Origin of the sequence: Flavobacterium psychraquaticum, from assembly GCF_034497725.1 — a bacterium.
In the GTDB taxonomy this organism is placed as follows: Bacteria; Bacteroidota; Bacteroidia; order Flavobacteriales; family Flavobacteriaceae; genus Flavobacterium; species Flavobacterium psychraquaticum.
This window is the reverse complement of the sequence record NZ_JAXKVR010000030.1, coordinates 502,299-521,903: the sequence shown is the minus strand read 5'-3', so window position 1 is coordinate 521,903 and position 19,605 is coordinate 502,299. Positions and strand designations below refer to the sequence as shown.

Below are 19,605 nucleotides of genomic sequence, written 5' to 3'. Positions count from 1 at the left end.
ATTGATAATAGAGCAAATCATAAATGAATGTACTAAACAAAATACCAAAGCACAGGAACAACTCTATCGATTGTTAGCTCCTAAGTTATTTGGTGTTTGCTTAAAATATTCTCGTAATTATGAGGAAGCGCAAGATAATTTGCAAGAAAGTTTTTTGCTCATTTTTGAAAAAATAGGTCAATTTAAAAACAAAGGTTCTTTTGAAGGTTGGGCAAAAAGAGTTGTAATAAATTATACGCTACAACAATATAGAAACCAGAATATTTTTGAAATTGTTTCAGAAAACATTCCAGAAGAAGAAAGTTTAGAGATTGATGATGAAAATGTTTCTTTGGAATTTTTAACTAAGATAATTCAAGAATTACCGGATCGCTACCGATTGGTTTTTAATTTATATGTGATGGACGATTATTCGCATAAAGAAATTGCCGATATGCTAAACATCAATATTGGTACTTCAAAATCAAATTTAGCACGAGCAAAAGGAATTTTGAAAGAAAAAATAACATTGAATAATAAGTATTCAATTTCAAAAACAAAATGAAAGAACAAAAAAATATAGAACGTATATTTCAAGAAAAATTCAAAGATTTTGAAGCGCTTCCGCCTCAGGATACTTGGAACACAATTGCTTCTAGATTAAACGAAAAAAAGAAGAAAAAAAGAGTAATTCCTTTTTGGTTTCAACTTTCGGGAATTGCGGCTTCATTAATTCTTGTGGGAACTTTGATTTGGAACTATCAAGCTAAAGACACTATTTCAACAACAACTACTAATGTAGTAATTGTTGAAGATACTATAAAAGATGATTTGATTAATTCAAATGAAGTAATTACAAATGTTGAGGGAAATCAAAACACTTCAACCGAAAAGAATCAAATTGAAATTGATAAAAAATTGAATGAATACAACATTGAAAAACAAGCAAATTCGAAAAATAACATTGTTAATCAATCAAAAGAAGTTAAAAAAGAAGTGAATTTTGGAAGTGAATTTAAAAAATCTAATCTTGATAAAATTATAATTTCAAAACAAAATAATGTTTCGAATAACAAAAATAAAGATTCAAGAAATAATTCAAATTCATCAAATGATTTCCTAACTAAAAAAGAGATAAATAATTCTATTGTTGAAAGATTAGTTAGCAATCAAAAAGAAACTATTTCCGAGAAAAAAAATTTAGAGCCAACTGAAGTTTTAATTCAAAAAGAAGACGAAAAAACAAGATATACCAATAATAACAAGGCTGAATTAAAAGAGAACAATAGTAAAAAACCAATAGTTTCTTCTAATGAAACTAGTTTCAAAGATAGTACGCTAGTGGCAGAAATTGCTAAAGAACTAAATCCACTAGAAGAAATGCTTTTAGCAAAAGAGGACGGGAAAAATGAAATTGAGAAAGAAAAAGTAAATAAATGGGCGATTAGCACTAATGCTTCGCCTGTTTATTTTAATTCCATAGCACAAGGTTCCTCTTTAGATGAAGAATTTGAAAGTAATAACAAAAACTTCGCTACAACATTCAGTTATGGAGTTAGTGGAAGCTATGCAATAAGTAAAAAGATGACATTTAGAGCCGGCGTAAACAATATTAATTTAAGTTACAACACGAATGAAATTCTATATCAAACGAAATTAAGTCCTACTGTTGCAGATAATATTCCAACAATTTCTAGAAATGCAAACGCCAATAATGTGACGTTTATTTCCGAGAAAAATAGTATTCAATCGCTAAATGGTGATGTAGAGAATATTGCTCAAAGAAATAGTGGTGCCTTAAAACAAGATATTGGATATATTGAAGTTCCGCTTGAACTAACATACAAACTAGTTGATAAGAAATTTGGAATTGAAGTAATTGGAGGCTTAAGTACTTTATTTTTAAACCTTAATTCTGTTTCTTTAGTAACAGACGGAATGGAGATGGAAGTAGGAAAGGCTAATAATTTAAACAATATACATTTTAGTAGTAATGTCGGTTTGGGTTTTAAATATAATTTTTGGGGAAATTTTAATGCCAATTTTCAACCTATGTTTAAATACCAAATCAATACATTTAATGAAAATTCTGGAAATTTCAAACCTTATTTTATAGGCTTGTATTCTGGAATTAGTTTTAGTTTCTAAGCTTTTTTGGTTAAGCTTAAAATTTTTTAGTTAAGTTGTTTCATTTCTAGTTAAAATGAAACTCAAAAAAGTCTAGATACGTCTGGGCTTTTTTATTTTAAATCGTTTTGTAACTCTTCTAAAATAACTTGTCTAGCTGTTTGTTTGAGAGCTCCTCTATTTTCTAAAGTTTTCCCTTTTGTTTCTATTATCGGACAAATTTTAGCGCGCATTCTTCCCGGACTTCCGCTGAAAAAAGTATAAGAAAGTCGCTTTTTATTATCAAAAAAAACAAGCGGCACAATCGGTAATTGATGTTCAATTGCAATTCTAAAAGCACCATCTTTAAACTCGTCGAGCACTATACTTTCATCATCAGGAACACCGCCTTCGGGAAAAATACAAATACTCAATCCTTGTTTGATTCTGCTTTGGGCCCGTTCAAAAACTTGATAACGACTTTTACTGTTGCCACGATCAACCAAAATACAAACTCTTTTATAGATAAATCCAAATAGTGGAATTTTAGCCAATTCTTTTTTTCCTACAAAAACAAAGGGATGATTTTTTACAGCAACCAACATCATCATAATATCCATCATTGACGTGTGATTTGCTATCAACATATAACTTTTACCCTCTTCAAAAATCTCATCCCCTTTTATTGAGTAATTAAAACCCATTCCTATTAAAATAATTTTTGCCCAAAATCTAGCGATTTTAAAAAAGAAAGGATACGTTTTTTCGCTCAAAATAGAGATAAAAATAAACGGAAATAAAAAGATAATGGGAACTAAAACCAAAATATAAAACCAAATTCGGTACAGAAAAGTAAGCGGATATTTAAAAAATTTCATTCAGGATTGTTTTTTGGAATTCCAAAAGTAATGAATTTAATAAAACTTGCCTCTTTTTACTTTCGACTTTTTACATTATGATTTACCTTTGTGAAAAATAAATTTAAAATGGCAAAAATCTTAACCGGCGTTCAAAGTACAGGAACACCACACTTAGGTAATTTATTAGGAGCGATTATACCTGCTATTGAAATGGCGAATAATCCTGATAACGAATCTTTTCTTTTCATTGCCGATTTGCATTCGATTACGCAAATAAAAAATGGAACAGAATTAAGAAACAATACTTATAGTGTTGCTGCGGCTTGGCTGGCGTGTGGTTTAGATACTAAAAGAGTGGTTTTTTACCGCCAATCTGATGTGCCTCAAACGACAGAATTATCGTGGTATTTGAGTTGCTTTTTTCCTTTTCAACGCTTGACTTTGGCACACTCGTTCAAAGACAAATCAGATCGTTTAGACGATGTAAATGCGGGATTATTTTCTTATCCAATGTTGATGGCTGCGGATATTTTATTATATGATGCCGAATTTGTTCCGGTTGGGAAAGACCAGTTGCAGCATTTAGAAATTACTAGAGATGTGGCAGCACGATTCAATCATCAAATGGGTGAAACATTTGTTTTACCCGAAGCTAAAATTGATTCAGAAATTATGATTGTTCCCGGCACAAATGGTGGGAAAATGAGTAAATCGGCTAATAATTTTATTAATATATTTTTAGACGATAAAGCATTGCGCAAACAAATTATGGGAATTGAAACGGATAGCACGCCGCTTGAAGAGCCAAAAAATCCTGATACTTGTAACTGCTTCACATTATATAGATTACTAGCAACTCCAGCACAAACCGAAGAAATGCGTGCCAATTATTTAGCTGGAAATTATGGTTATGGTCACGCCAAGCAAGCTTTGTTTGAAGTGATTGTTGAAAAATTTGCGACAGTTAGAGAAAAATACAATTACTACAGCACTAATTTAGAAGAAGTTGATAAATTGCTTTTAGAAGGCGCTGCAAAAGCAAGTGTCGTTGCTGATGGTGTTTTGAAAAAAGTGAGAGTGAAATTGGGATATTAGTTGTTCACAAAAAGTTGGAGAAACACACGCAATCAACAATCATATGAAAAAAAACATAAGAGCTTTTATTAAAGAGATCGTCACAATAATAGTGGGAATTCTACTAGCGTTGTGGATTAACAACTGGAACGAGAGCCGAAAAGACAAAAAATACATTAATCAAATTTCTTCTTCAATTAATAAAGAATTAACGGAAACCAGTGAAGATATTACATATAATTTAGCAATTCAAAAATCGCTTATTGATACGCTTGATTTTTACTTACAAGACAATAACATATCATTACTTGAGATAACAATAAAGTCCCAAGGTATTTATATGCCAACAATAAAAATCAATTCTTTTAAATCACTTTCTAATTCAAAGATAGAATTAATTGAATATCACAAAATATCTGCTTTTTCTAATATTGAAGAGCAAAAGGAAATCTTAAAAACGAAAAGTGAAAGATTGGCAGATTTTGTTTATTCAAATACTAAAGAAACAGGGAAAGACAAAAAAGAATTTATGAAAATATTAATGTTAGATATTATTAACACAGAAATAGCGATACAAAAAAGAATTCAACATATTGTAACCAAATAATTCCAGTCGCTAAAAACAGTTAACAAAATCTACACACATTTAATTAACATTTATGACGAATAGTATAAATTGTTGTCGCTTTTGATAGTAATTCAACGAAGTGTAAAATTGAAGATACGATTTCTAAAATGAAACCCTTGAAATTTGACTTGTATCAGGTTTTAAGGGTTTTTGTTTTTACTGCTAGATTTGTCATTCTGTTGCGAAGCTTTTGAACTCGTTTCAGAATCCTCTATTCTATTTAAACTAATTGAAAAGCTGAAACTTCGAACAGCTTGGCGAAAATAAATGTGAATTAAATCACCTCAAACATTTTCCCTGGTAAAGGTCGAATGATTCCTTTAAGCTCCATATTTAATAAAACCGCTGAGATTTTATAAATCGGTAAATCACATTCTATAGCAATAATATCCATCATTTCTTTTCCGTTTTTTTGAAGGTAATCGTAAATTTTTTGTTCTTCGTCCGTTAGTGAAATAAAGAGTTGTTTTTGAACCGCTTTTGGTTGTTTTTTAGAAATTTCCCAATTTAAAATATAAACCAAATCGGCTGCTGAGGAAAGTAAATTGGCACGTTGGGTTTTGATAAGGTTATTGCATCCTTGACTGTATTTATCGGTGATTCTTCCGGGAACTGCAAAAACATCGCGGTTGTAATCGTTGGCCAGATTAGCCGTTGCTAGAGAACCACCTCTTTCAGCACTTTCAATTACAATAGTGGCTTCACTAATACCAGCAACAATGCGATTTCTTTTGATGAAATTTTCTCTATCGGGATTGCTATTACTCCAAAATTCGGTTAAAAATCCACCATTTTGTTCCATTTTTGCCATATACTTTTTATGAACTTTGGGATAAATCTGATTTAAGCCGTGCGCCAAAACGCCAATGGTTTGCAATTCACATTCCATTGCAATTTGATGGGCATAAATATCCACACCATAAGCAAAACCACTCACAACAATAGGATTTAAAGGAGCAATATCTTCGATCAGTTTTTTGGTAAACTCCATACCATAAGAAGTCACTTGGCGCGTGCCAACAATACTGATGATTCTACGGTTTTCTAAATTGATGTTTCCGGCTTGGAATAATATGGTGGGACTATCATAACAATTTTTCAAGCGTTCAGGATAGTTGTCTTCTTGAAAAAAACTGAAGGAAATGTCTTCTTTGGTAATGAATTGAAGTTCGGCTTCTGCTTTTGCGAATACCGATTTGTCTTGGAGTTTTTGGATTAATACGGAACCAATTCCATCGATGGTTTGAAGTTGGAATTTTTTGGAGGCGAATACTTCTTCTGCAGTGCCGCAATGTTGAATGAGTTTTTTGGCGATTACATCTCCTACTCCTTCCACTTGCAACAAAGCAAGCGTATAGTAAAGTTCTGACTGTGTCATGGCGTGTAAAAATTTATTTTGGCGTATAATTGAATGACAAATTTAGTGGTTTTTAGTTATTTTCCAAATTATCTTATAAGATTATTGATTGAAATCTATTGAATTATAACTTCTTATGGACAACAAACCCAGAAAGAAAAAGAAATCCTACCTAGCCTCGATGGGAGTGGCATCCTTTTTATAAACCTAGCAGGTTTGAAAACCTGCTAGGTTTATAAAAAGATAGAACGGACAGCGAGAAAATGGACAACAAAAAAGCCCAAGCCTTTCGCTTCTAAACAATTAGCAATAAAAAACGAATTGTTAATAAAATTTGTTGATAAAATTTTGATATTTGTGTTGATTAGCTAACTTTGTTGTTATGCAGATAGAGAAACATATTTCGGACTTATTATATCGTTATCAGTGTGTTACGGTTCCTGGTTTTGGTGCTTTTTTGACCGAAACTGTTGCCGCGCAAGTATCGGGTAGTGCCTCTTCTTTTTTTCCACCAAAGAAAGTAGTTTCTTTTAACGCCAATGTGCGAAATAATGATGGTTTATTAGCTAATCATATAGCATTGCAGGAAAATATGTCTTATGATTTAGCGGTAAGTAAGATTGGAGATGTTGTAAACGAATGGACTTATTCGTTGCAAAATCGTAAGAATATCTTGTTGAAAGACATAGGTGGGATTACTACAAATCAAGAAATGAATTGGGTTTTTGAACCAGTAACTACTATCAATTATTTGACGGATTCTTTTGGTTTAACTCCGTTTGTTTCCCCAGAAATTACAAGAGAAATTATAACAACAGAAATAGTAATTGCAAAGGATAATACTCCGGTTGTAATTATTCCAGAACGTAAATTAGATTACTCTTATATGAAATATGCAGCTGCCTTAGTAATTATGCTAAGTGGCGCTGGAACTTTCGGCTACAAATTATATGTAGACCAACAAATAGCTACTCAAACACTTTTAGTGGAAAAAAAGGTGCAAGAACGAGTGCAACAACAGATTCAAGAAGCTACATTTATGATCAGTGCTCCAGTGAGTGCTGTTGCGCTTTCTGTTCTTTCTGAAGCAGAAGAGAAAATGCCTTATCATTTAGTTGCGGGTGCTTATAGAAGTGAAAAGAATGCAAACAAAGCTATTGCCGAATTAAATGCAGCGGGATTTAAAAATGCGAAAATGTTACCGCTGAATAAATCTAATTTATATCCCGTTGTTTACAAAAGCTTTACGACATTACAAGAGGCTCAATTAGAGAAGAAAAATATCCAGAAAACACACAATACAGAAGCTTGGTTATTAATCGACTAGCTTTCTAACACTTAACTTAAAAATATTAAAATCCCTTTGTTGGGATTTTTTTTATGCTTTGTTTTAAAATTCCTATATATCTTTGCAAAAAAAACAATGCAAGCAAAATTTCCTTCCGAATCGTTAACCACTTTAACCGATGTGGTATTACCTGGTGAAACTAATCCGTTGAACAACTTGTTTGGTGGTGAATTATTAGCGCGTATGGACAGAGCCGCGAGTATATCGGCAAGAAGACACTCGAGACGTGTTTGTGTTACGGCTTCTGTAAACAATGTAGTATTTACGCGTGCAATTCCGCTTGGAAGCGTTGTAACAGTTGAATCTAAAGTTTCAAGAACGTTTAATACGTCAATGGAAATTTTTATTGATGTTTGGATTGAAGACCGCGAATCTGGAATTAAAAATAAAGCCAACGAAGCGATTTATACTTTTGTAGCCGTTGATGAAACAGGAAGACCCGTTCCGGTTCCGGCAATTGTTCCAGAAACAGAATTAGAGAAACAACGTTTTGATGCGGCTTTAAGAAGAAAACAGTTAAGCTTAGTGTTAGCAGGAAAAATGAAACCAAGCGAAGCAACTGAATTGAAAGCGTTGTTTGTTTAAAATATAATAAACCTATTTTGTCGTTTTGAACTCGTTTCACAATCTAAAACTAAGGATTCCTTTTGTGTTAGAAAAATCTAAAACGAGTTCAGCTTGACGTTTATTGGCTTTTTTCCACCATTCCATATTCGGGATAGGTTTCATTTAAGTATTGTTTTGCTTTTGATGGGATGATAAAAATCACAATATAAGAAGCCAAAAACAAAGAAATTAAAAACAAACTTATTCCAAAAAGAGCATAATCATTTGGAATTGCAGCGTTTCTGTTTGAAAAAATATTAAAAAAATGTATTGGAAACATTAATATTCCTGAAAAAGAGCCATACCCAGAAATAATTTCTTCAAACATCCATTTTTTACCTGTTTTTTTAGTGCGCTCTTTTAGTCTTTTTCGTTCAAAAATTAAAGTCGGAATCATTAGTAAAAAAACAGCAACTGTAACCACAAAAACTATTTCGTAAAAATAGACGAGTTTAAGAACTAGAAACAAAGCAAAAATTAGAGCGCTTGTGAGAAATATTTTCGGGATCGTAAAAAACGCCTTAAAGTGTTTCCAAATTATGTGATTGTACTTTTTTCCTAAAGCCGCTTGTCTTTTTTCAACGACATCCATAAACCCAAAGACACCAAATTTTTTAAATTCAATTTTTAAAGCGTCTTCAAAGTCGATTTTAGGGTTTTCTTGCCATTGCAATTCTATCGAATTAGCGAGATGATCAACTAACTCGGTTTGCAAATCATACCATTCCACATAATGCTGGCGTGTGAATTGGTAGAGACGGTCTATTTGTTCAGTGGTGAGTTTCATTGGAATAAAAATTGATTTTTCTGTTTGAAGCTTTTCATTTCTATATAGTAAAATCGTACAAATGCTATAAAGATAAATAAAACAATGCTATTAAAAATAACAGCAGATGGTAGATTTTCATTCATAGTTCTATAAAACAAATTACCTATTTGGTATAAAAGAAAGAGTATAGAAAAATTCTTATCGATATAATAAAATTTCTTTTTTCGAGTGAGCAAAAAATGAAAAAACCAAAAACTAAGTAGGATATAATTATAATCCAAAAATAGTGTTCATGAAAATTTTTAAGACCAAAATAAATTGTTGAAAAATATACTCCTATAAAAACGCTTAATGCTACTATTATCTGAAACGGTTTAATAACAAACAATCCAAACTTTTTTAAAGGTTCTTTAAAATTTAATCCTTGTTCTTTATTTCCTTTCAAAATCTCTTTCTTGTTCACAACCATATAACTTTTGAAAGCATCATAAAAATCGAGATGTTCCACTTCCATTTTTTGTTCGATTGCTGATGAAACATGATCTAGCATTTCCATGCGAATGTCATAATAAATGACTTCGCTATTTTTGAGATAGTTGTCTATGAATTGGATATATTCTTTGGTAAGTTTCATATTTAAGCGAAAATTTGCGTTTTTAATTCTTCAATCGTTTTTTTTCGAACTTCAATAAATACTAATAATGAAATAAAAGTAAGGGTAAAAATAAGAGCCATTACTCCTTTTGCTACAAAATGATTGTAATCAATTCTGTTTTTAGCAAAAATTATAAAAAGACCTAAAAGTTGGACTAAGGCAAAAATCAGGGACGAATAAACACCTAGTAAATTGGTCTTCAAAACAATCATTTTATTAATTTTAGTATATTTTCGATAATAAAAAGACTGAAATATCCCAAACAATGCAACGACAATAATAGGAATTATACTAGCCTCTTGAGGAGCTTTAAACAAGTTTAAAAACAGATAATAAAAAACAAAAACACTTAGGGTCAGTACTACTTTTGGGAAGGTAAAGTATTCTTTAATTCTTTTTAAATTATCCTTTCTAGCTTGTTTTTGAGCAAGTTTCAATTTTTCACGCAATAATCCTCTAAATCCTTTTATGCCAAAACCTTCAACTTTGGCTATCAAAACAGCATCTTCAAAATTTGTAGTTGGATTTTTTTTCAAAAGATCTTCCACACTTAAAATCATATGGTCTAAAATTTCCATATAAATTTCATAGTAGTTGATGTCGTTTTGCTGGATGTAATTTTCGATGTAGGTTATTTGTTCTTCGGTTAATTTCATATTGAGGTCAAATAAAAATTTCTACTGTTTTAAATTTTGAGCGAAAAAACCTAGCATTACTTTATATAATTCAATCTTGTTTTCTTCTCTAACAAAGCCGTGTCCTTCGTTATATTTTACCATATAAGGAACTTCAAAGCCTTTTGCTCTTAAAGCTTTTACAATTTGGTTGGATTCATTAATATTTACTCTGGGATCATTTGCCCCTTGAATTACAAATAAAGGCTTCGTGATTTTATCAACATTATTGATTGGGGAAACTTGTTTGGCAATTGCTAATTCTGCTTCATCTTCTAAGTCATACCAGTATTTATAAACTAATTTCTTTTGTTCGTTCCAGTGGGGTGGAAACGATTTAAAAAATGTTTCAATGTTTGAAATCCCTACATAATCTACACCACATGTATACAATTCGGGTGTTTTAACTAAGCCCATTAATGTGGCATAACCTCCGTGACTAGCACCATATATAGCAATATTATCTTTATCTACCCAACCTTGTTCCAGTACATAATTTACGCCATCCTCAATATCATCCATAATTTTTCTACCGCATTGCTTAAATCCTGCTTCGAAAAAAGCTTTACCATAACCTCCCGAAATTCTAAAATTAACCTGAAGTGTAGCATAACCTCTCGAAGCGAAGAGTTGGGCTTCCGGGTTAAAACCCCAAGAATCTCTGACGCCTTGTGGGCCACCGTGCGGATTAACAATTAGTGGCACTTTTTTACCTGCTAAAACGGATTTTGGCAATGTGATATAGCCGTGAATCGTTAAACCATCTCTACTTGTAAAAGTAATAGGCCGTTGTTCTGCCATATCGCCTTCGATTAATTTTGGCTTTAAATCATAAAGTAATTTTGTTTTCTGATTCACCGCCTGATATTCATAATATTGTCCTGGATTCTTATCGCTTGCAACAAGAAGTAAATATTTAGAATTATCTTTTGTTCTTCCTGCTATACTAAACTTACTCCCTTTAAATTCTTTACTCCATTTTTTGTATAGTTTTTGATAGTATTTACTGACGGCTTTAGTTTCATACTTTGCGCCATTATAGCCTAAAAGAGCAATTTCATAATTTCGAAGTTCATCCAACACAATTGATGAAACGTCGTATTTGTCATGAGAAAAGATTTCTTTAATAATTTGTTTTTTCTTTAAGTCATATAAAACAATTCTAGTTTTGTCTGAATCAATATTTGTAATCACATAAGCTTCATCTGGATTATTAGAAGCATAATTAAAAGTAAGAACGCCGAAAGTATTATTTGATTCCGCTTCAACTAAGAGAGTATATTCACCGGAACCACTTCCCTTATAATAGTATTCGAAGGATAAACCCTGATTGATGTACTTTGCATAACCTCTTAAAACGCCTTCTTTATCAAATAAATAAGAACTGATAGGTTTTGATAGGTCTGTATTCGAATATAATTTTTCTAAAGCTCCGGTATTAATATTAATTTTATAAGGTTCGAAAACTTGCAAATTATCCTTGTTCATTAAAGCGATAATATAATCCTCTTGTTCTTCCAAACCATTCAACAGTCCAGCTGTAACTCCCTCAAAAGGAGTTAAATCTACATTATTTGTACCATCAATATTTACGGCATAAATATGTGTTTTTTCGTCACCGTCTTTATCCATTACATACAATAATCGGTTGTCATTTATCCAACCATATCCTTTTATCACACGATTCGTTTCTGCAAGAGCTTTAATGATTTCATTTGTAGCTGTGTTTTTTACATAGACATGATTTTTTCCGGACGCATCTTTTTCCCGGTAAGAAAGATATTTCCCATTGGGCGCATATTGAAAGGCCGATACTTTAGAAGTTTCCATAAAATCTTCTACTGAATATTTGAAAGAACCTTTGTCAAAATCTGCAATCGCTTTTAATTGTGCTTCGGAAGATTCTAAATCTTTCGCATCTAAACCTGTTTTTGTCAGCTTTTCTAATTCTAAAGGAAGTGCTAAACCACCTTGGTAATAAGTGCCTGTGAATTTTTCGTTTTTATAAATTCCTTTGTATACAATTCCCGCTTGCGTAAAGTTGATTTCCAAATTATTATTAGTCAAAACTGTTGCATCCATTGGCAAACCCATTGCTCCTTGAGCTGGTATATCCATTGTAGAAGTAAGTTGATTATTTACTTCTTTTAAATTGAAAATAACTTCCAATTCATTTCCTTGAACATTTAAAATTCCTTTCCACGAACCCATTTCTTGACCGAAGCTATTTGTCAATCCAAGGACAAATAACACAATTAAAATACTATATTTTTTCATCTTTCTGTAATTTTAGTTTTTAATAAACGTATTGTTTTGCTTCAGAAAATGTCTTTTTTCTCTGCTTCAAATTGAATGAAAAACCAATGAAAAGCAAGACAAAGAAGGAAGGAAGTATGAGGTTAGTATAAATCGAACTAAACAAATTACTTTCTCTCAAAAAGGTGTTCACCATCGCCATTGATGCAATGAAAATCAGTGGAACAACACCATAATAAAACATCAAATTGTGCGTGTTCAGTACTACTAATTTTTTTTGGCGGTAATTAGTATAGAAAAACGGAAGGTCAATTAATGAAATAATACTAATTGCAATAAACATTAATAAAGTACCGTCCAATGCATTTTTTGACAAGAAAATAAAAATAAATATAAGTAGATTCAAACCTAAGTAGAATGGTTTTGTTTGCATTCGCAGATGATTTTTAAAATTTGCAAACATTCTACTATTACAAATTTTTGAACTGTTTCTCGAAATTCTACTAATTTCAGTTTTACTGAAATCTTTCTCCTTAAGAATTTGGAATGCTTGCTCAAACGAGCGATTTTCATCAAGCATCATTTCTTCTACCGTCAATATCATGTGGTCTAGGATTTCCATGTAAACTTCGTAAAATACCACATTACTTTTCGCAACGTAATCTTCTAACTGACTGATTTGTTCTTGTGTGAGTTTCATTAGCAAGCGGTATAAAGTTGTTTGTTTTTATTGTAGTAGTTATAAGTCGTTTTAGCAATAAACCAAATAAATAAAACCGTAAGAATACCATAAATAAGTGTAAGATTTACAGCTAATTCACTTTGCGGAATTATCAGAACTCTTGCTAAATTAAATAGACCAAAAAAGAGAATCATCACATTAAAATTATTCTCCAACGCGAAAAAACGCTTTTTAAAAACACCATTAAAAAATGCTATCCATCCCAAACTAAAAACGATAAGTGTTAGCACTGCATAAAGTTGAATGGACGAACTGTGCTCTTTTATGATTTCAAAATAATTTCGTTGAAAAACAATAAATAACAAGAGTGCAACCATGATCACATTTTTATTAATCAGAAACTTGAAAAAAGTTTTCAGTGCTAGCGTGAAATTCCATTTGTTATTTGGCTCGTTTGGATTTAAAAATTCCGATTTGTTTTCGGATACATATTTTGAAAACGTTTTTTCAAATCCAAGGTCGTGTTTTGCCATTTCAAATTCAACAGCTGACGAAATGTGGTCAACTAACTCAATTCTTAAATCATCAAAAATAACACCATTAGATTTCAAATAATTTTCAATATACGTAATATTTGCTGTAGTAATATTCATACTAATAACTCAATTTAGGATTTACAATCGTTTGCATGTTCTTAATAAATTCTTCTAATTCTGCCAACCGGTTTACGGTTTCTGTGGTGCCTTTTTCGGTAAGTTTATAATATTTTCTTAAGCGATTATCTACTTTCTCTACTTCTACATCAAGCAACCCTTCCGCTTCTAATTTGTGCAATGCCGGATACAAAGCGCCTTCGGTAATGTGCAATTCGCCTTTAGTGATTTCCTTTACTTTTTGAGTAATTTCATAACCATACATGCGCCCTTTCTCCTCTAAAAGCTTCATTATGATGGTGTTCAAACTTCCTTTATATAATTGTGAATTTTTCATAGGGTATAAATTTCAAAAACAAATGTATGCATAATTTTCTTATGTATAACTGTCTTAGGTATAAAATTTTCGTAGAGAAACGTTATTTCTATTTCTTAATTTCTTTATTAGTAGTATTTTTGTGGAAAATAATACGCTATGTCTACATTTTATAAATTGGCTATAAAAGAAATAACCAGAGAAACCCCTTCGGCAATTTCCTTAACGTTTAATGTTCCTTTAGAATTCCAAGATTTCTATAAGTTCGTTGCGGGCCAATATGTTAATTTAAAAATTACGCTTGACGGACAAGAAATTCGTCGTGCTTATTCGATATGTTCGGCGCCAAACAGTGGGGAACTTCGAATTGCTATAAAAGCGGTTCAAGGTGGTTTCTTTTCGAGATTTGCCAATGAAAAATTAAATGTAGGAAACGTTATCGAAGTGGGAACTCCAGAAGGAAAATTCATTTTTGAACCCAACGCCGACCGTCAGAAAAACTATGCTGGTTTTGCAGTTGGAAGTGGAATTACTCCTGTTTTATCCATCATAAAATCCGTTTTAGAAAGTGAACCAAAAAGCACATTTGTGTTAACTTACGGAAATAAAACACCAGAACAAGCAATATTTCACCAACAATTGCACGAATTACAGTTACAATATGTAGCGCGATTTTTTGTACATTATGCTTATAGCAATTCCAACAAAGGCGATTTCTTCGGCAGAATTGATAAAGCTGCTGTAAACAATGTATTGTCGCAAAAACACAGCGAAAAAACATTTGATAAATTTTATTTATGCGGACCAGAAGATATGATTAATCTGGTTTCAGGTGTTTTAAAAGAACATAATGTAAGTGAAAAAGACATCAAATTTGAATTATTTACGGCTTCAACAACGGAAAATGAAATTTCAGGTTCTTTAGAAGGACATACTAAAATAACAATTGTTGTAGATGATGAAACTAGCTCTTTTGAAATGAGCCAGAAGCAAACGCTTTTAGAAGCTGCGTTGAAACAAGGTTTAGATGTTCCCTATTCTTGCCAAGGCGGAATTTGCAGCAGTTGCATTTGTAAAATTACTGAAGGAACTGCCGAAATGAAAAAGAATCAAATTTTGTCTGATGATGAAATTGCTGAGGGCTTAATTTTAGCTTGCCAAGCGCATCCGACATCGGCTACTATAAAAATAGATTTTGACGATATTTAGTATTTCAGAAAAGTTACGAATTCCGTAAAGAAGAATTATGATCAATAAACTCGAACTTTTTAAAAAAGCTCCTGAACTTTTGGATGAACCCGAAGTACAGGAGCTTTTGGTTTATTGTGAACAATTAGAAGATCAGTTAATTGAATTCAAATTCGAACAAGCTAAAAGTAAAGAATTGATTCTTTTAGATATGATTAAAGAAGTCTTGAAAGGTTGTAATGCTTTAGAAAAGGAACAAACCGAACACGAACGCTTTGGATATGATGAACCCGATTATAAGGAAACAATTGCAAACCTTAAAAGGTATATTTTAGACATTTGTCGCGACAATCAGATTTATCTTTAAGCTATTTTCTTCTTTGGACTTATTTTTTGGGTCCAGTAAATAATAACAAAACCTCCAATTATTGTAGGTATAATCCAATAAAGTATTCCTTCCAACCGTATTCCCGCAACTAAAAAAGCGGTAACAGAAGCAATATAAGCTCCAGTTATTTTACCTATGTGAAAAGGAAGGATTTTCGTTTTGTCAATATTTTTAAAGAACTTAAAATCACGAATCGACATTACTAATGCTATTATTCCGAAAAACAAAAACAAAATTCCTCCGTTTTGATTTTGTAAAATGTGAAGTATTCCAAAAACAAGCATTAAAATTGCACTGAAAAATAACGAACCTGAAATAAATTTGTCCAGCAAATTAGCTTTACTTTTATTTTTAAAAAGTAAGATTCTATTTCCTGAAAGCACTAAATAAATGGTAAAGATTCCAATTAAAAATAGAAACATGTTTTTATGATTCGGCATCCACGCAATTGGTAATGATAGTACAGAACTGATTATCATAGAAATTGAAAACATTTTACCTGACTTTTTGTGGTTTTTACTTCCCTTTTGAAAAAGCATACTACCTAGTCCTGACAATAGTGCGATAGTACCGAAAAATGCATGAATGTAAATACCGATTTTGACTATAAATTCCATCTTGTTCTTATTTTATAGATCAAAACTAGATAAACAGCTTTTCAGAAAATATAAAAAAGGGATGAACTGTAAGAATTAGCTTCTGAATTGTGGGAAATTAATTATTTTGAAGAATTTGACAACTGCTGTTCGATAGCCTTCACAACTTTTTCGACTGAAATTGTTCGCATTACATCTTCGTAGCCTGCAACTTTTTTATTTCCATAAATAGAAGTTGGTAATAAGGGAAACTTTTCTCCGTCGGAAGTAATGCAAAAATCATCCGGCTGATTGAAAGGTTTGAATCCTGCAAAAGGATGCGTTGCTCCCCAAAGCGTAATAACTTTAATACCTAACATCGCAGCAATATGTGCGTTTCCAGAATCCATAGAAAGCATTACATCTAAATTCGAAATTACTTCTAATTCTTGTTTGAATTTTAGTTTCCCCGCTAAAACGATGACATTTTGATATTGCTTTCGTAATTGATTTAATAGTTGAATTTCTTTGTCGCCACCACCAAATAAAAAAATAGTTTGGTTTTGATTTTTAGCAAACTCGTCGATTACTTCTTGTATTAAATCGATTGGATACACTTTACCTTCATATTGTGCAAAAGGTGCGATTCCAATCCAATTCGTTTTTTTTGTTCCAGTAATTGTAGTGATTTCATCTGATAAAATCGTTTTTTCTGGAAATTGCGGATTTTTCAGATTAATCGGAAATCCTAACTTTTCAAAAGTGGAACAATGTCTTTCAATCATTGCTTTCACAGGTTCTAAAACCTTGTTTTCTAATCGGGTTAGTGCTTTTTTAGCGGCTCTTCCTTTATTGGTTGCAGCTACTTTTATTCCGCTTAGCGCAAAGAAAGTGCGAACCACTTGAGATCGGAGCACATTGTGTAAATCGGCAACAGCATCAATATTCAGTTTTTTTAAATCGGAAAACAAACGCATTAAACCAAAAAATCCTTTGTGACGTTCATTTAAATCGACACCAAAGAAATACACATTCGGAATTCCATCAAAAAAAGGTTGGAAGAAAGGTCTTGAAACTACAGTAATTTTAGTGTCAGGATATTGTAATGAAAAAGCCCTCAGTACCGGGACCGTCATTGCGACGTCGCCCATTGCTGAGAGCCTTATTACTAGTATGTGTTTTGGTTTAGGCATCTAACGATGACTATTTCTTATTCTGATACAACACCGGATTCAAATCTTCGTCGTTATACATTTTCATTTGTTTGTATACTTTCATAAATTTATCTCCTGATTCAAATTCTTCTATTAATTGACCAATAGAAATGAACATATCGCTTTTTTGGTCTAACAATACGTTTAATTTTTCTTGACATTTAGCTCTGTGCTCTGCTGTTGCTTCTGCACGAGTAGCTTCTTCGTTCATGTGGTAAATTTTCAAAGCTAAAATTGATAAGCGGTCCATTGCCCAAGCAGGACTTTCCGTATTGATTTTAGCGTTTGGTTTTACTTGAACGTCTTTATATTTATCTAAAAAATAACTATCGATATATTCCACCATATCCGTACGAACTTGATTTGATGCATCAATTTTACGTTTTAAATCCAAAGCAGCAACCGGATCAATATTTGGATCACGAACAATATCTTCATAATGCCATTGCACAGTGTCTACCCAGTTTTTAGCAAATAATAAATATTCAATCGTTCCTTTTTCATAAGGATTTACAACAGGCTGATACACATCATTTACAATGTGATACGTTTTGATACTTTGTTCAAAAATAGGAAAGGCAAATTCAGCAAACATATTTATCTTTTTTAAATTCATACAAAAATAGCGAAATTTTGTACTTTTATCCTGAAAATAAAAAATAAAACCATGCAAATCCATTATATCTCCGAAGAAAACAGCATTCTAAATCATTTTTTAACCCAATTACGTGATGTTCACATTCAAAAAGACAGCATGCGTTTTAGAAAAAACATTGAGCGTATTGGAGAAATTATGGCTTATGAACTGAGTAAAACCCTAGATTATAAAGCAATTGCTGTGCAAACGCCACTCGGCATTAAACAGACTACTACAATTGCAGAACCTGTAGTTTTGTGTTCAATACTTCGTGCAGGGTTAGCTTTGCATCAAGGTTTTATGAATTTTTTTGACGATGCGGAAAACGGATTTGTTTCGGCATATCGCAATCATTACAATAACGACGACGCTTTCGAAATATTAGTCGAATATCAAGCCGCTCCTTCGTTTGAAGATAAAAATTTAATTTTAATTGATCCCATGTTAGCTACTGGACAATCTTTGGTAGCGGTTTTAAATAAATTACATTTAGAACAAAAACCTAAAGAAATTCACATTGCCGTAGTAATTGCTACACCAGAAGGAATTGCTTATTTAGAAGAAAACATTCCTAAAAATTGCCATTTATGGGTAGCGGTTCTTGATGAAGGATTAAATGAAAAAAACTACATTGTTCCTGGTCTTGGAGATGCGGGTGATTTAGCTTATGGAAGTAAGTTATAATTGCATAATAAAAAAGAGCAATCCTAATGTTACTAAGGAATAAACAACAATTTCTCGAATTAAATTATTCTCTATTTTTTCTATAAAATTAGCACCCATAATCGATAAAGGGGCAAAGCAAAAAGCTAAACTACCATTGTTTTTATTAGCCGACAGCAAATAAATTCCAACTCCTAATAGATAAGAAAATAAAATTGTTTTGTGAGAAGATTGCATGTTCAAGGCTTTACTAGGAATATCAAAAATGTGGGAAACAAAGAAAAACACACTTATTGAAGAAAAAAGTGCTAGTGCAATTCGCTGATAAATATTATCAAAATAATAGAAATCAAAACTTACGTATGTTTTACTCAATAGATTGCTTACCAACGAATTATCCAAGAAACTATTAACTAGAAAAAATAGAATTGTTACAGCAAATAGAGCAATAAAGGGTATAATCCAATTGCGATAGTCTCTAGAAACATGAAGAATAATCGCAATAAACACCAAAATAATGTAAAGAATACTCCAAAAGTGAAATAACGCGGCTAAAAGAATCCAAAATGAGGCGTCAAAAATTTTCTCTTTAGTGGACAGTAACGACTTCAAAGAAATCAATCTTCGCAAAGCTAAAAGCAACAAAAAATTGGAAATAACTATATTTTTATTTTGTAAAGTAGACGAGAAAAACAATAAAAATACAAAAAATAATAAAAGGGCATAATTATTATTCTTGGTCAAGCCATTCTTAAGTGCAATGAAATTTAAAATAGCTAAAGATGAAAATATTAGCACAAATAAACCAACTTGTCCTACATAAAAAATCCAATCTGTTGCAGGCTTTTCAATGGAAATGAACTTAAAAACAAAAAACAATAGCGATAGAATTCCTATTACTAAATAATTAAATGGTCTTGTTTTACTAAAAACGCTTGCTATCATGCGAATATTTTATATTTTTGTAGTGTAAATAT

Annotated in this window: 22 protein-coding genes; 9 read left to right on the top strand and 13 right to left on the bottom strand. The window is 31.7% G+C overall.

Features of this window, described 5'->3' with window-relative positions; all coding sequences use genetic code 11:
* Position 1: 1 nt before the first annotated feature.
* Entirely contained in the window at positions 2-544 is a 543-nt protein-coding gene (locus T1L09_RS12080; protein WP_322551221.1) for an RNA polymerase sigma factor, read from the top strand.
* Positions 541-2,127, top strand: coding sequence for a porin family protein (locus T1L09_RS12075; RefSeq protein WP_322551220.1), 1,587 nt, complete (start codon positions 541-543; stop codon positions 2,125-2,127). The genes T1L09_RS12080 and T1L09_RS12075 overlap by 4 nt, the downstream gene beginning before the upstream one ends.
* A 92-nt stretch (positions 2,128-2,219) precedes the next feature.
* Here the strand turns inward: T1L09_RS12075 and T1L09_RS12070 are convergent, their stop codons facing one another.
* Positions 2,220-2,963, bottom strand: coding sequence for a lysophospholipid acyltransferase family protein (locus T1L09_RS12070; protein WP_322551219.1), 744 nt, complete (start codon positions 2,961-2,963; stop codon positions 2,220-2,222).
* A 108-nt stretch (positions 2,964-3,071) separates the two neighbouring features.
* On the opposite strand from T1L09_RS12070, the gene trpS reads away from it, so the two are divergent.
* Positions 3,072-4,040 carry a tryptophan--tRNA ligase gene (gene trpS, locus T1L09_RS12065; protein ID WP_322551218.1) on the top strand — a complete coding sequence of 323 codons (969 nt, stop codon included), beginning with the start codon at positions 3,072-3,074 and terminating at the stop codon, positions 4,038-4,040.
* Between the two features lie 43 nt (positions 4,041-4,083).
* Positions 4,084-4,626 (top strand): hypothetical protein, encoded by a 543-nt coding sequence (locus T1L09_RS12060; RefSeq protein WP_322551217.1) that lies wholly within the window; start codon positions 4,084-4,086, stop codon positions 4,624-4,626.
* Positions 4,627-4,921: 295 nt separating this feature from the next.
* On the opposite strand, the gene dprA is transcribed toward T1L09_RS12060, so the two are convergent.
* Positions 4,922-6,025 (bottom strand): DNA-processing protein DprA, encoded by a 1,104-nt coding sequence (gene dprA / locus T1L09_RS12055; RefSeq protein ID WP_322551216.1) that lies wholly within the window; start codon positions 6,023-6,025, stop codon positions 4,922-4,924.
* 361 nt (positions 6,026-6,386) lie between these two features.
* On the opposite strand from dprA, the gene T1L09_RS12050 reads away from it, so the two are divergent.
* The gene (locus tag T1L09_RS12050) at positions 6,387-7,331 is read left to right on the top strand and encodes an HU domain-containing protein (protein WP_322551215.1); all 945 of its coding nucleotides are present in this window, start codon (positions 6,387-6,389) and stop codon (positions 7,329-7,331) included.
* 96 nt (positions 7,332-7,427) lie between these two features.
* Complete coding sequence (locus T1L09_RS12045) at positions 7,428-7,937, top strand: acyl-CoA thioesterase (RefSeq protein WP_322551214.1); 510 nt, start codon at positions 7,428-7,430, stop codon at positions 7,935-7,937.
* Positions 7,938-8,037: 100 nt separating this feature from the next.
* Here T1L09_RS12045 and T1L09_RS12040 read toward each other — a convergent pair whose 3' ends face one another.
* From T1L09_RS12040 to T1L09_RS12010, 7 genes are all read right to left on the bottom strand, one after another.
* Entirely contained in the window at positions 8,038-8,745 is a 708-nt protein-coding gene (locus T1L09_RS12040; protein ID WP_322551213.1) for a hypothetical protein, read from the bottom strand.
* A 145-nt stretch (positions 8,746-8,890) separates the two neighbouring features.
* The gene (locus tag T1L09_RS12035) at positions 8,891-9,361 is read right to left on the bottom strand and encodes a hypothetical protein (RefSeq protein WP_322551212.1); all 471 of its coding nucleotides are present in this window, start codon (positions 9,359-9,361) and stop codon (positions 8,891-8,893) included.
* Between the two features lie 2 nt (positions 9,362-9,363).
* On the bottom strand, positions 9,364-10,038 hold the full coding sequence (locus T1L09_RS12030) for a hypothetical protein (RefSeq protein WP_322551211.1): 675 nt from the start codon (positions 10,036-10,038) through the stop codon (positions 9,364-9,366).
* A gap of 21 nt (positions 10,039-10,059) precedes the next feature.
* Complete coding sequence (locus T1L09_RS12025; RefSeq protein WP_322551210.1) at positions 10,060-12,333, bottom strand: alpha/beta hydrolase family protein; 2,274 nt, start codon at positions 12,331-12,333, stop codon at positions 10,060-10,062.
* Positions 12,334-12,352: 19 nt separating this feature from the next.
* A complete protein-coding gene (locus tag T1L09_RS12020) occupies positions 12,353-13,012 on the bottom strand; it encodes a hypothetical protein (RefSeq protein ID WP_322551209.1) in 660 nt (219 codons plus the stop codon).
* Positions 13,012-13,647 (bottom strand): hypothetical protein, encoded by a 636-nt coding sequence (locus tag T1L09_RS12015; RefSeq protein WP_322551208.1) that lies wholly within the window; start codon positions 13,645-13,647, stop codon positions 13,012-13,014. The genes T1L09_RS12020 and T1L09_RS12015 overlap by 1 nt, the downstream gene beginning before the upstream one ends.
* A 1-nt stretch (position 13,648) precedes the next feature.
* Positions 13,649-13,984 carry a PadR family transcriptional regulator gene (locus T1L09_RS12010; protein WP_322551207.1) on the bottom strand — a complete coding sequence of 112 codons (336 nt, stop codon included), beginning with the start codon at positions 13,982-13,984 and terminating at the stop codon, positions 13,649-13,651.
* Between the two features lie 138 nt (positions 13,985-14,122).
* Between T1L09_RS12010 and T1L09_RS12005 the strand changes: the two genes are divergently transcribed.
* The gene (locus tag T1L09_RS12005; RefSeq protein WP_322551206.1) at positions 14,123-15,172 is read left to right on the top strand and encodes a 2Fe-2S iron-sulfur cluster-binding protein; all 1,050 of its coding nucleotides are present in this window, start codon (positions 14,123-14,125) and stop codon (positions 15,170-15,172) included.
* 37 nt (positions 15,173-15,209) lie between these two features.
* The gene (locus T1L09_RS12000) at positions 15,210-15,518 is read left to right on the top strand and encodes a hypothetical protein (RefSeq protein WP_322551205.1); all 309 of its coding nucleotides are present in this window, start codon (positions 15,210-15,212) and stop codon (positions 15,516-15,518) included.
* Here T1L09_RS12000 and T1L09_RS11995 read toward each other — a convergent pair.
* From T1L09_RS11995 to T1L09_RS11985, 3 genes are all read right to left on the bottom strand, one after another.
* Positions 15,515-16,156, bottom strand: a complete 642-nt coding sequence (locus T1L09_RS11995) for a hypothetical protein (protein ID WP_322551204.1) — start codon at positions 16,154-16,156, stop codon at positions 15,515-15,517. The genes T1L09_RS12000 and T1L09_RS11995 overlap by 4 nt on opposite strands.
* A gap of 101 nt (positions 16,157-16,257) precedes the next feature.
* Positions 16,258-17,307, bottom strand: a complete 1,050-nt coding sequence (locus tag T1L09_RS11990) for a glycosyltransferase family 9 protein (RefSeq protein ID WP_322551203.1) — start codon at positions 17,305-17,307, stop codon at positions 16,258-16,260.
* Positions 17,308-17,317: 10 nt separating this feature from the next.
* A complete protein-coding gene (locus T1L09_RS11985; RefSeq protein WP_322551202.1) occupies positions 17,318-17,923 on the bottom strand; it encodes a DUF4254 domain-containing protein in 606 nt (201 codons plus the stop codon).
* A gap of 72 nt (positions 17,924-17,995) precedes the next feature.
* Between T1L09_RS11985 and upp the strand changes: the two genes are divergently transcribed.
* Positions 17,996-18,649, top strand: coding sequence for a uracil phosphoribosyltransferase (gene upp, locus T1L09_RS11980; RefSeq protein ID WP_322551201.1), 654 nt, complete (start codon positions 17,996-17,998; stop codon positions 18,647-18,649).
* Here the strand turns inward: upp and T1L09_RS11975 are convergent.
* Positions 18,644-19,573: a DUF6427 family protein gene (locus T1L09_RS11975; RefSeq protein ID WP_322551200.1), complete on the bottom strand. Its 930-nt coding sequence runs from the start codon at positions 19,571-19,573 to the stop codon at positions 18,644-18,646. The genes upp and T1L09_RS11975 overlap by 6 nt on opposite strands.
* Positions 19,574-19,605 lie beyond the last annotated feature (32 nt).

What these genes read in the sequence shown, in the direction of transcription:
- T1L09_RS12045 (WP_322551214.1), top strand. Translation starts at nt 7,428, where the DNA reads ATGCAAGCAAAATTTCCTTCCGAATCGTTAACCACTTTAACCGATGTG.
- T1L09_RS12015 (WP_322551208.1), bottom strand. Translation starts at nt 13,647, where the DNA reads ATGAATATTACTACAGCAAATATTACGTATATTGAAAATTATTTGAAA.
- dprA (WP_322551216.1), bottom strand. Translation starts at nt 6,025, where the DNA reads ATGACACAGTCAGAACTTTACTATACGCTTGCTTTGTTGCAAGTGGAA.
- T1L09_RS12040 (WP_322551213.1), bottom strand. Translation starts at nt 8,745, where the DNA reads ATGAAACTCACCACTGAACAAATAGACCGTCTCTACCAATTCACACGC.
- T1L09_RS11990 (WP_322551203.1), bottom strand. Translation starts at nt 17,307, where the DNA reads ATGCCTAAACCAAAACACATACTAGTAATAAGGCTCTCAGCAATGGGC.
- T1L09_RS12035 (WP_322551212.1), bottom strand. Translation starts at nt 9,361, where the DNA reads ATGAAACTTACCAAAGAATATATCCAATTCATAGACAACTATCTCAAA.
- T1L09_RS11975 (WP_322551200.1), bottom strand. Translation starts at nt 19,573, where the DNA reads ATGATAGCAAGCGTTTTTAGTAAAACAAGACCATTTAATTATTTAGTA.
- T1L09_RS12005 (WP_322551206.1), top strand. Translation starts at nt 14,123, where the DNA reads ATGTCTACATTTTATAAATTGGCTATAAAAGAAATAACCAGAGAAACC.
- T1L09_RS12060 (WP_322551217.1), top strand. Translation starts at nt 4,084, where the DNA reads ATGAAAAAAAACATAAGAGCTTTTATTAAAGAGATCGTCACAATAATA.
- T1L09_RS11995 (WP_322551204.1), bottom strand. Translation starts at nt 16,156, where the DNA reads ATGGAATTTATAGTCAAAATCGGTATTTACATTCATGCATTTTTCGGT.
- T1L09_RS11985 (WP_322551202.1), bottom strand. Translation starts at nt 17,923, where the DNA reads ATGTTTGCTGAATTTGCCTTTCCTATTTTTGAACAAAGTATCAAAACG.
- T1L09_RS12070 (WP_322551219.1), bottom strand. Translation starts at nt 2,963, where the DNA reads ATGAAATTTTTTAAATATCCGCTTACTTTTCTGTACCGAATTTGGTTT.
- T1L09_RS12030 (WP_322551211.1), bottom strand. Translation starts at nt 10,038, where the DNA reads ATGAAATTAACCGAAGAACAAATAACCTACATCGAAAATTACATCCAG.
- trpS (WP_322551218.1), top strand. Translation starts at nt 3,072, where the DNA reads ATGGCAAAAATCTTAACCGGCGTTCAAAGTACAGGAACACCACACTTA.
- T1L09_RS12000 (WP_322551205.1), top strand. Translation starts at nt 15,210, where the DNA reads ATGATCAATAAACTCGAACTTTTTAAAAAAGCTCCTGAACTTTTGGAT.
- T1L09_RS12075 (WP_322551220.1), top strand. Translation starts at nt 541, where the DNA reads ATGAAAGAACAAAAAAATATAGAACGTATATTTCAAGAAAAATTCAAA.
- T1L09_RS12050 (WP_322551215.1), top strand. Translation starts at nt 6,387, where the DNA reads ATGCAGATAGAGAAACATATTTCGGACTTATTATATCGTTATCAGTGT.
- T1L09_RS12025 (WP_322551210.1), bottom strand. Translation starts at nt 12,333, where the DNA reads ATGAAAAAATATAGTATTTTAATTGTGTTATTTGTCCTTGGATTGACA.
- T1L09_RS12020 (WP_322551209.1), bottom strand. Translation starts at nt 13,012, where the DNA reads ATGAAACTCACACAAGAACAAATCAGTCAGTTAGAAGATTACGTTGCG.
- T1L09_RS12010 (WP_322551207.1), bottom strand. Translation starts at nt 13,984, where the DNA reads ATGAAAAATTCACAATTATATAAAGGAAGTTTGAACACCATCATAATG.
- upp (WP_322551201.1), top strand. Translation starts at nt 17,996, where the DNA reads ATGCAAATCCATTATATCTCCGAAGAAAACAGCATTCTAAATCATTTT.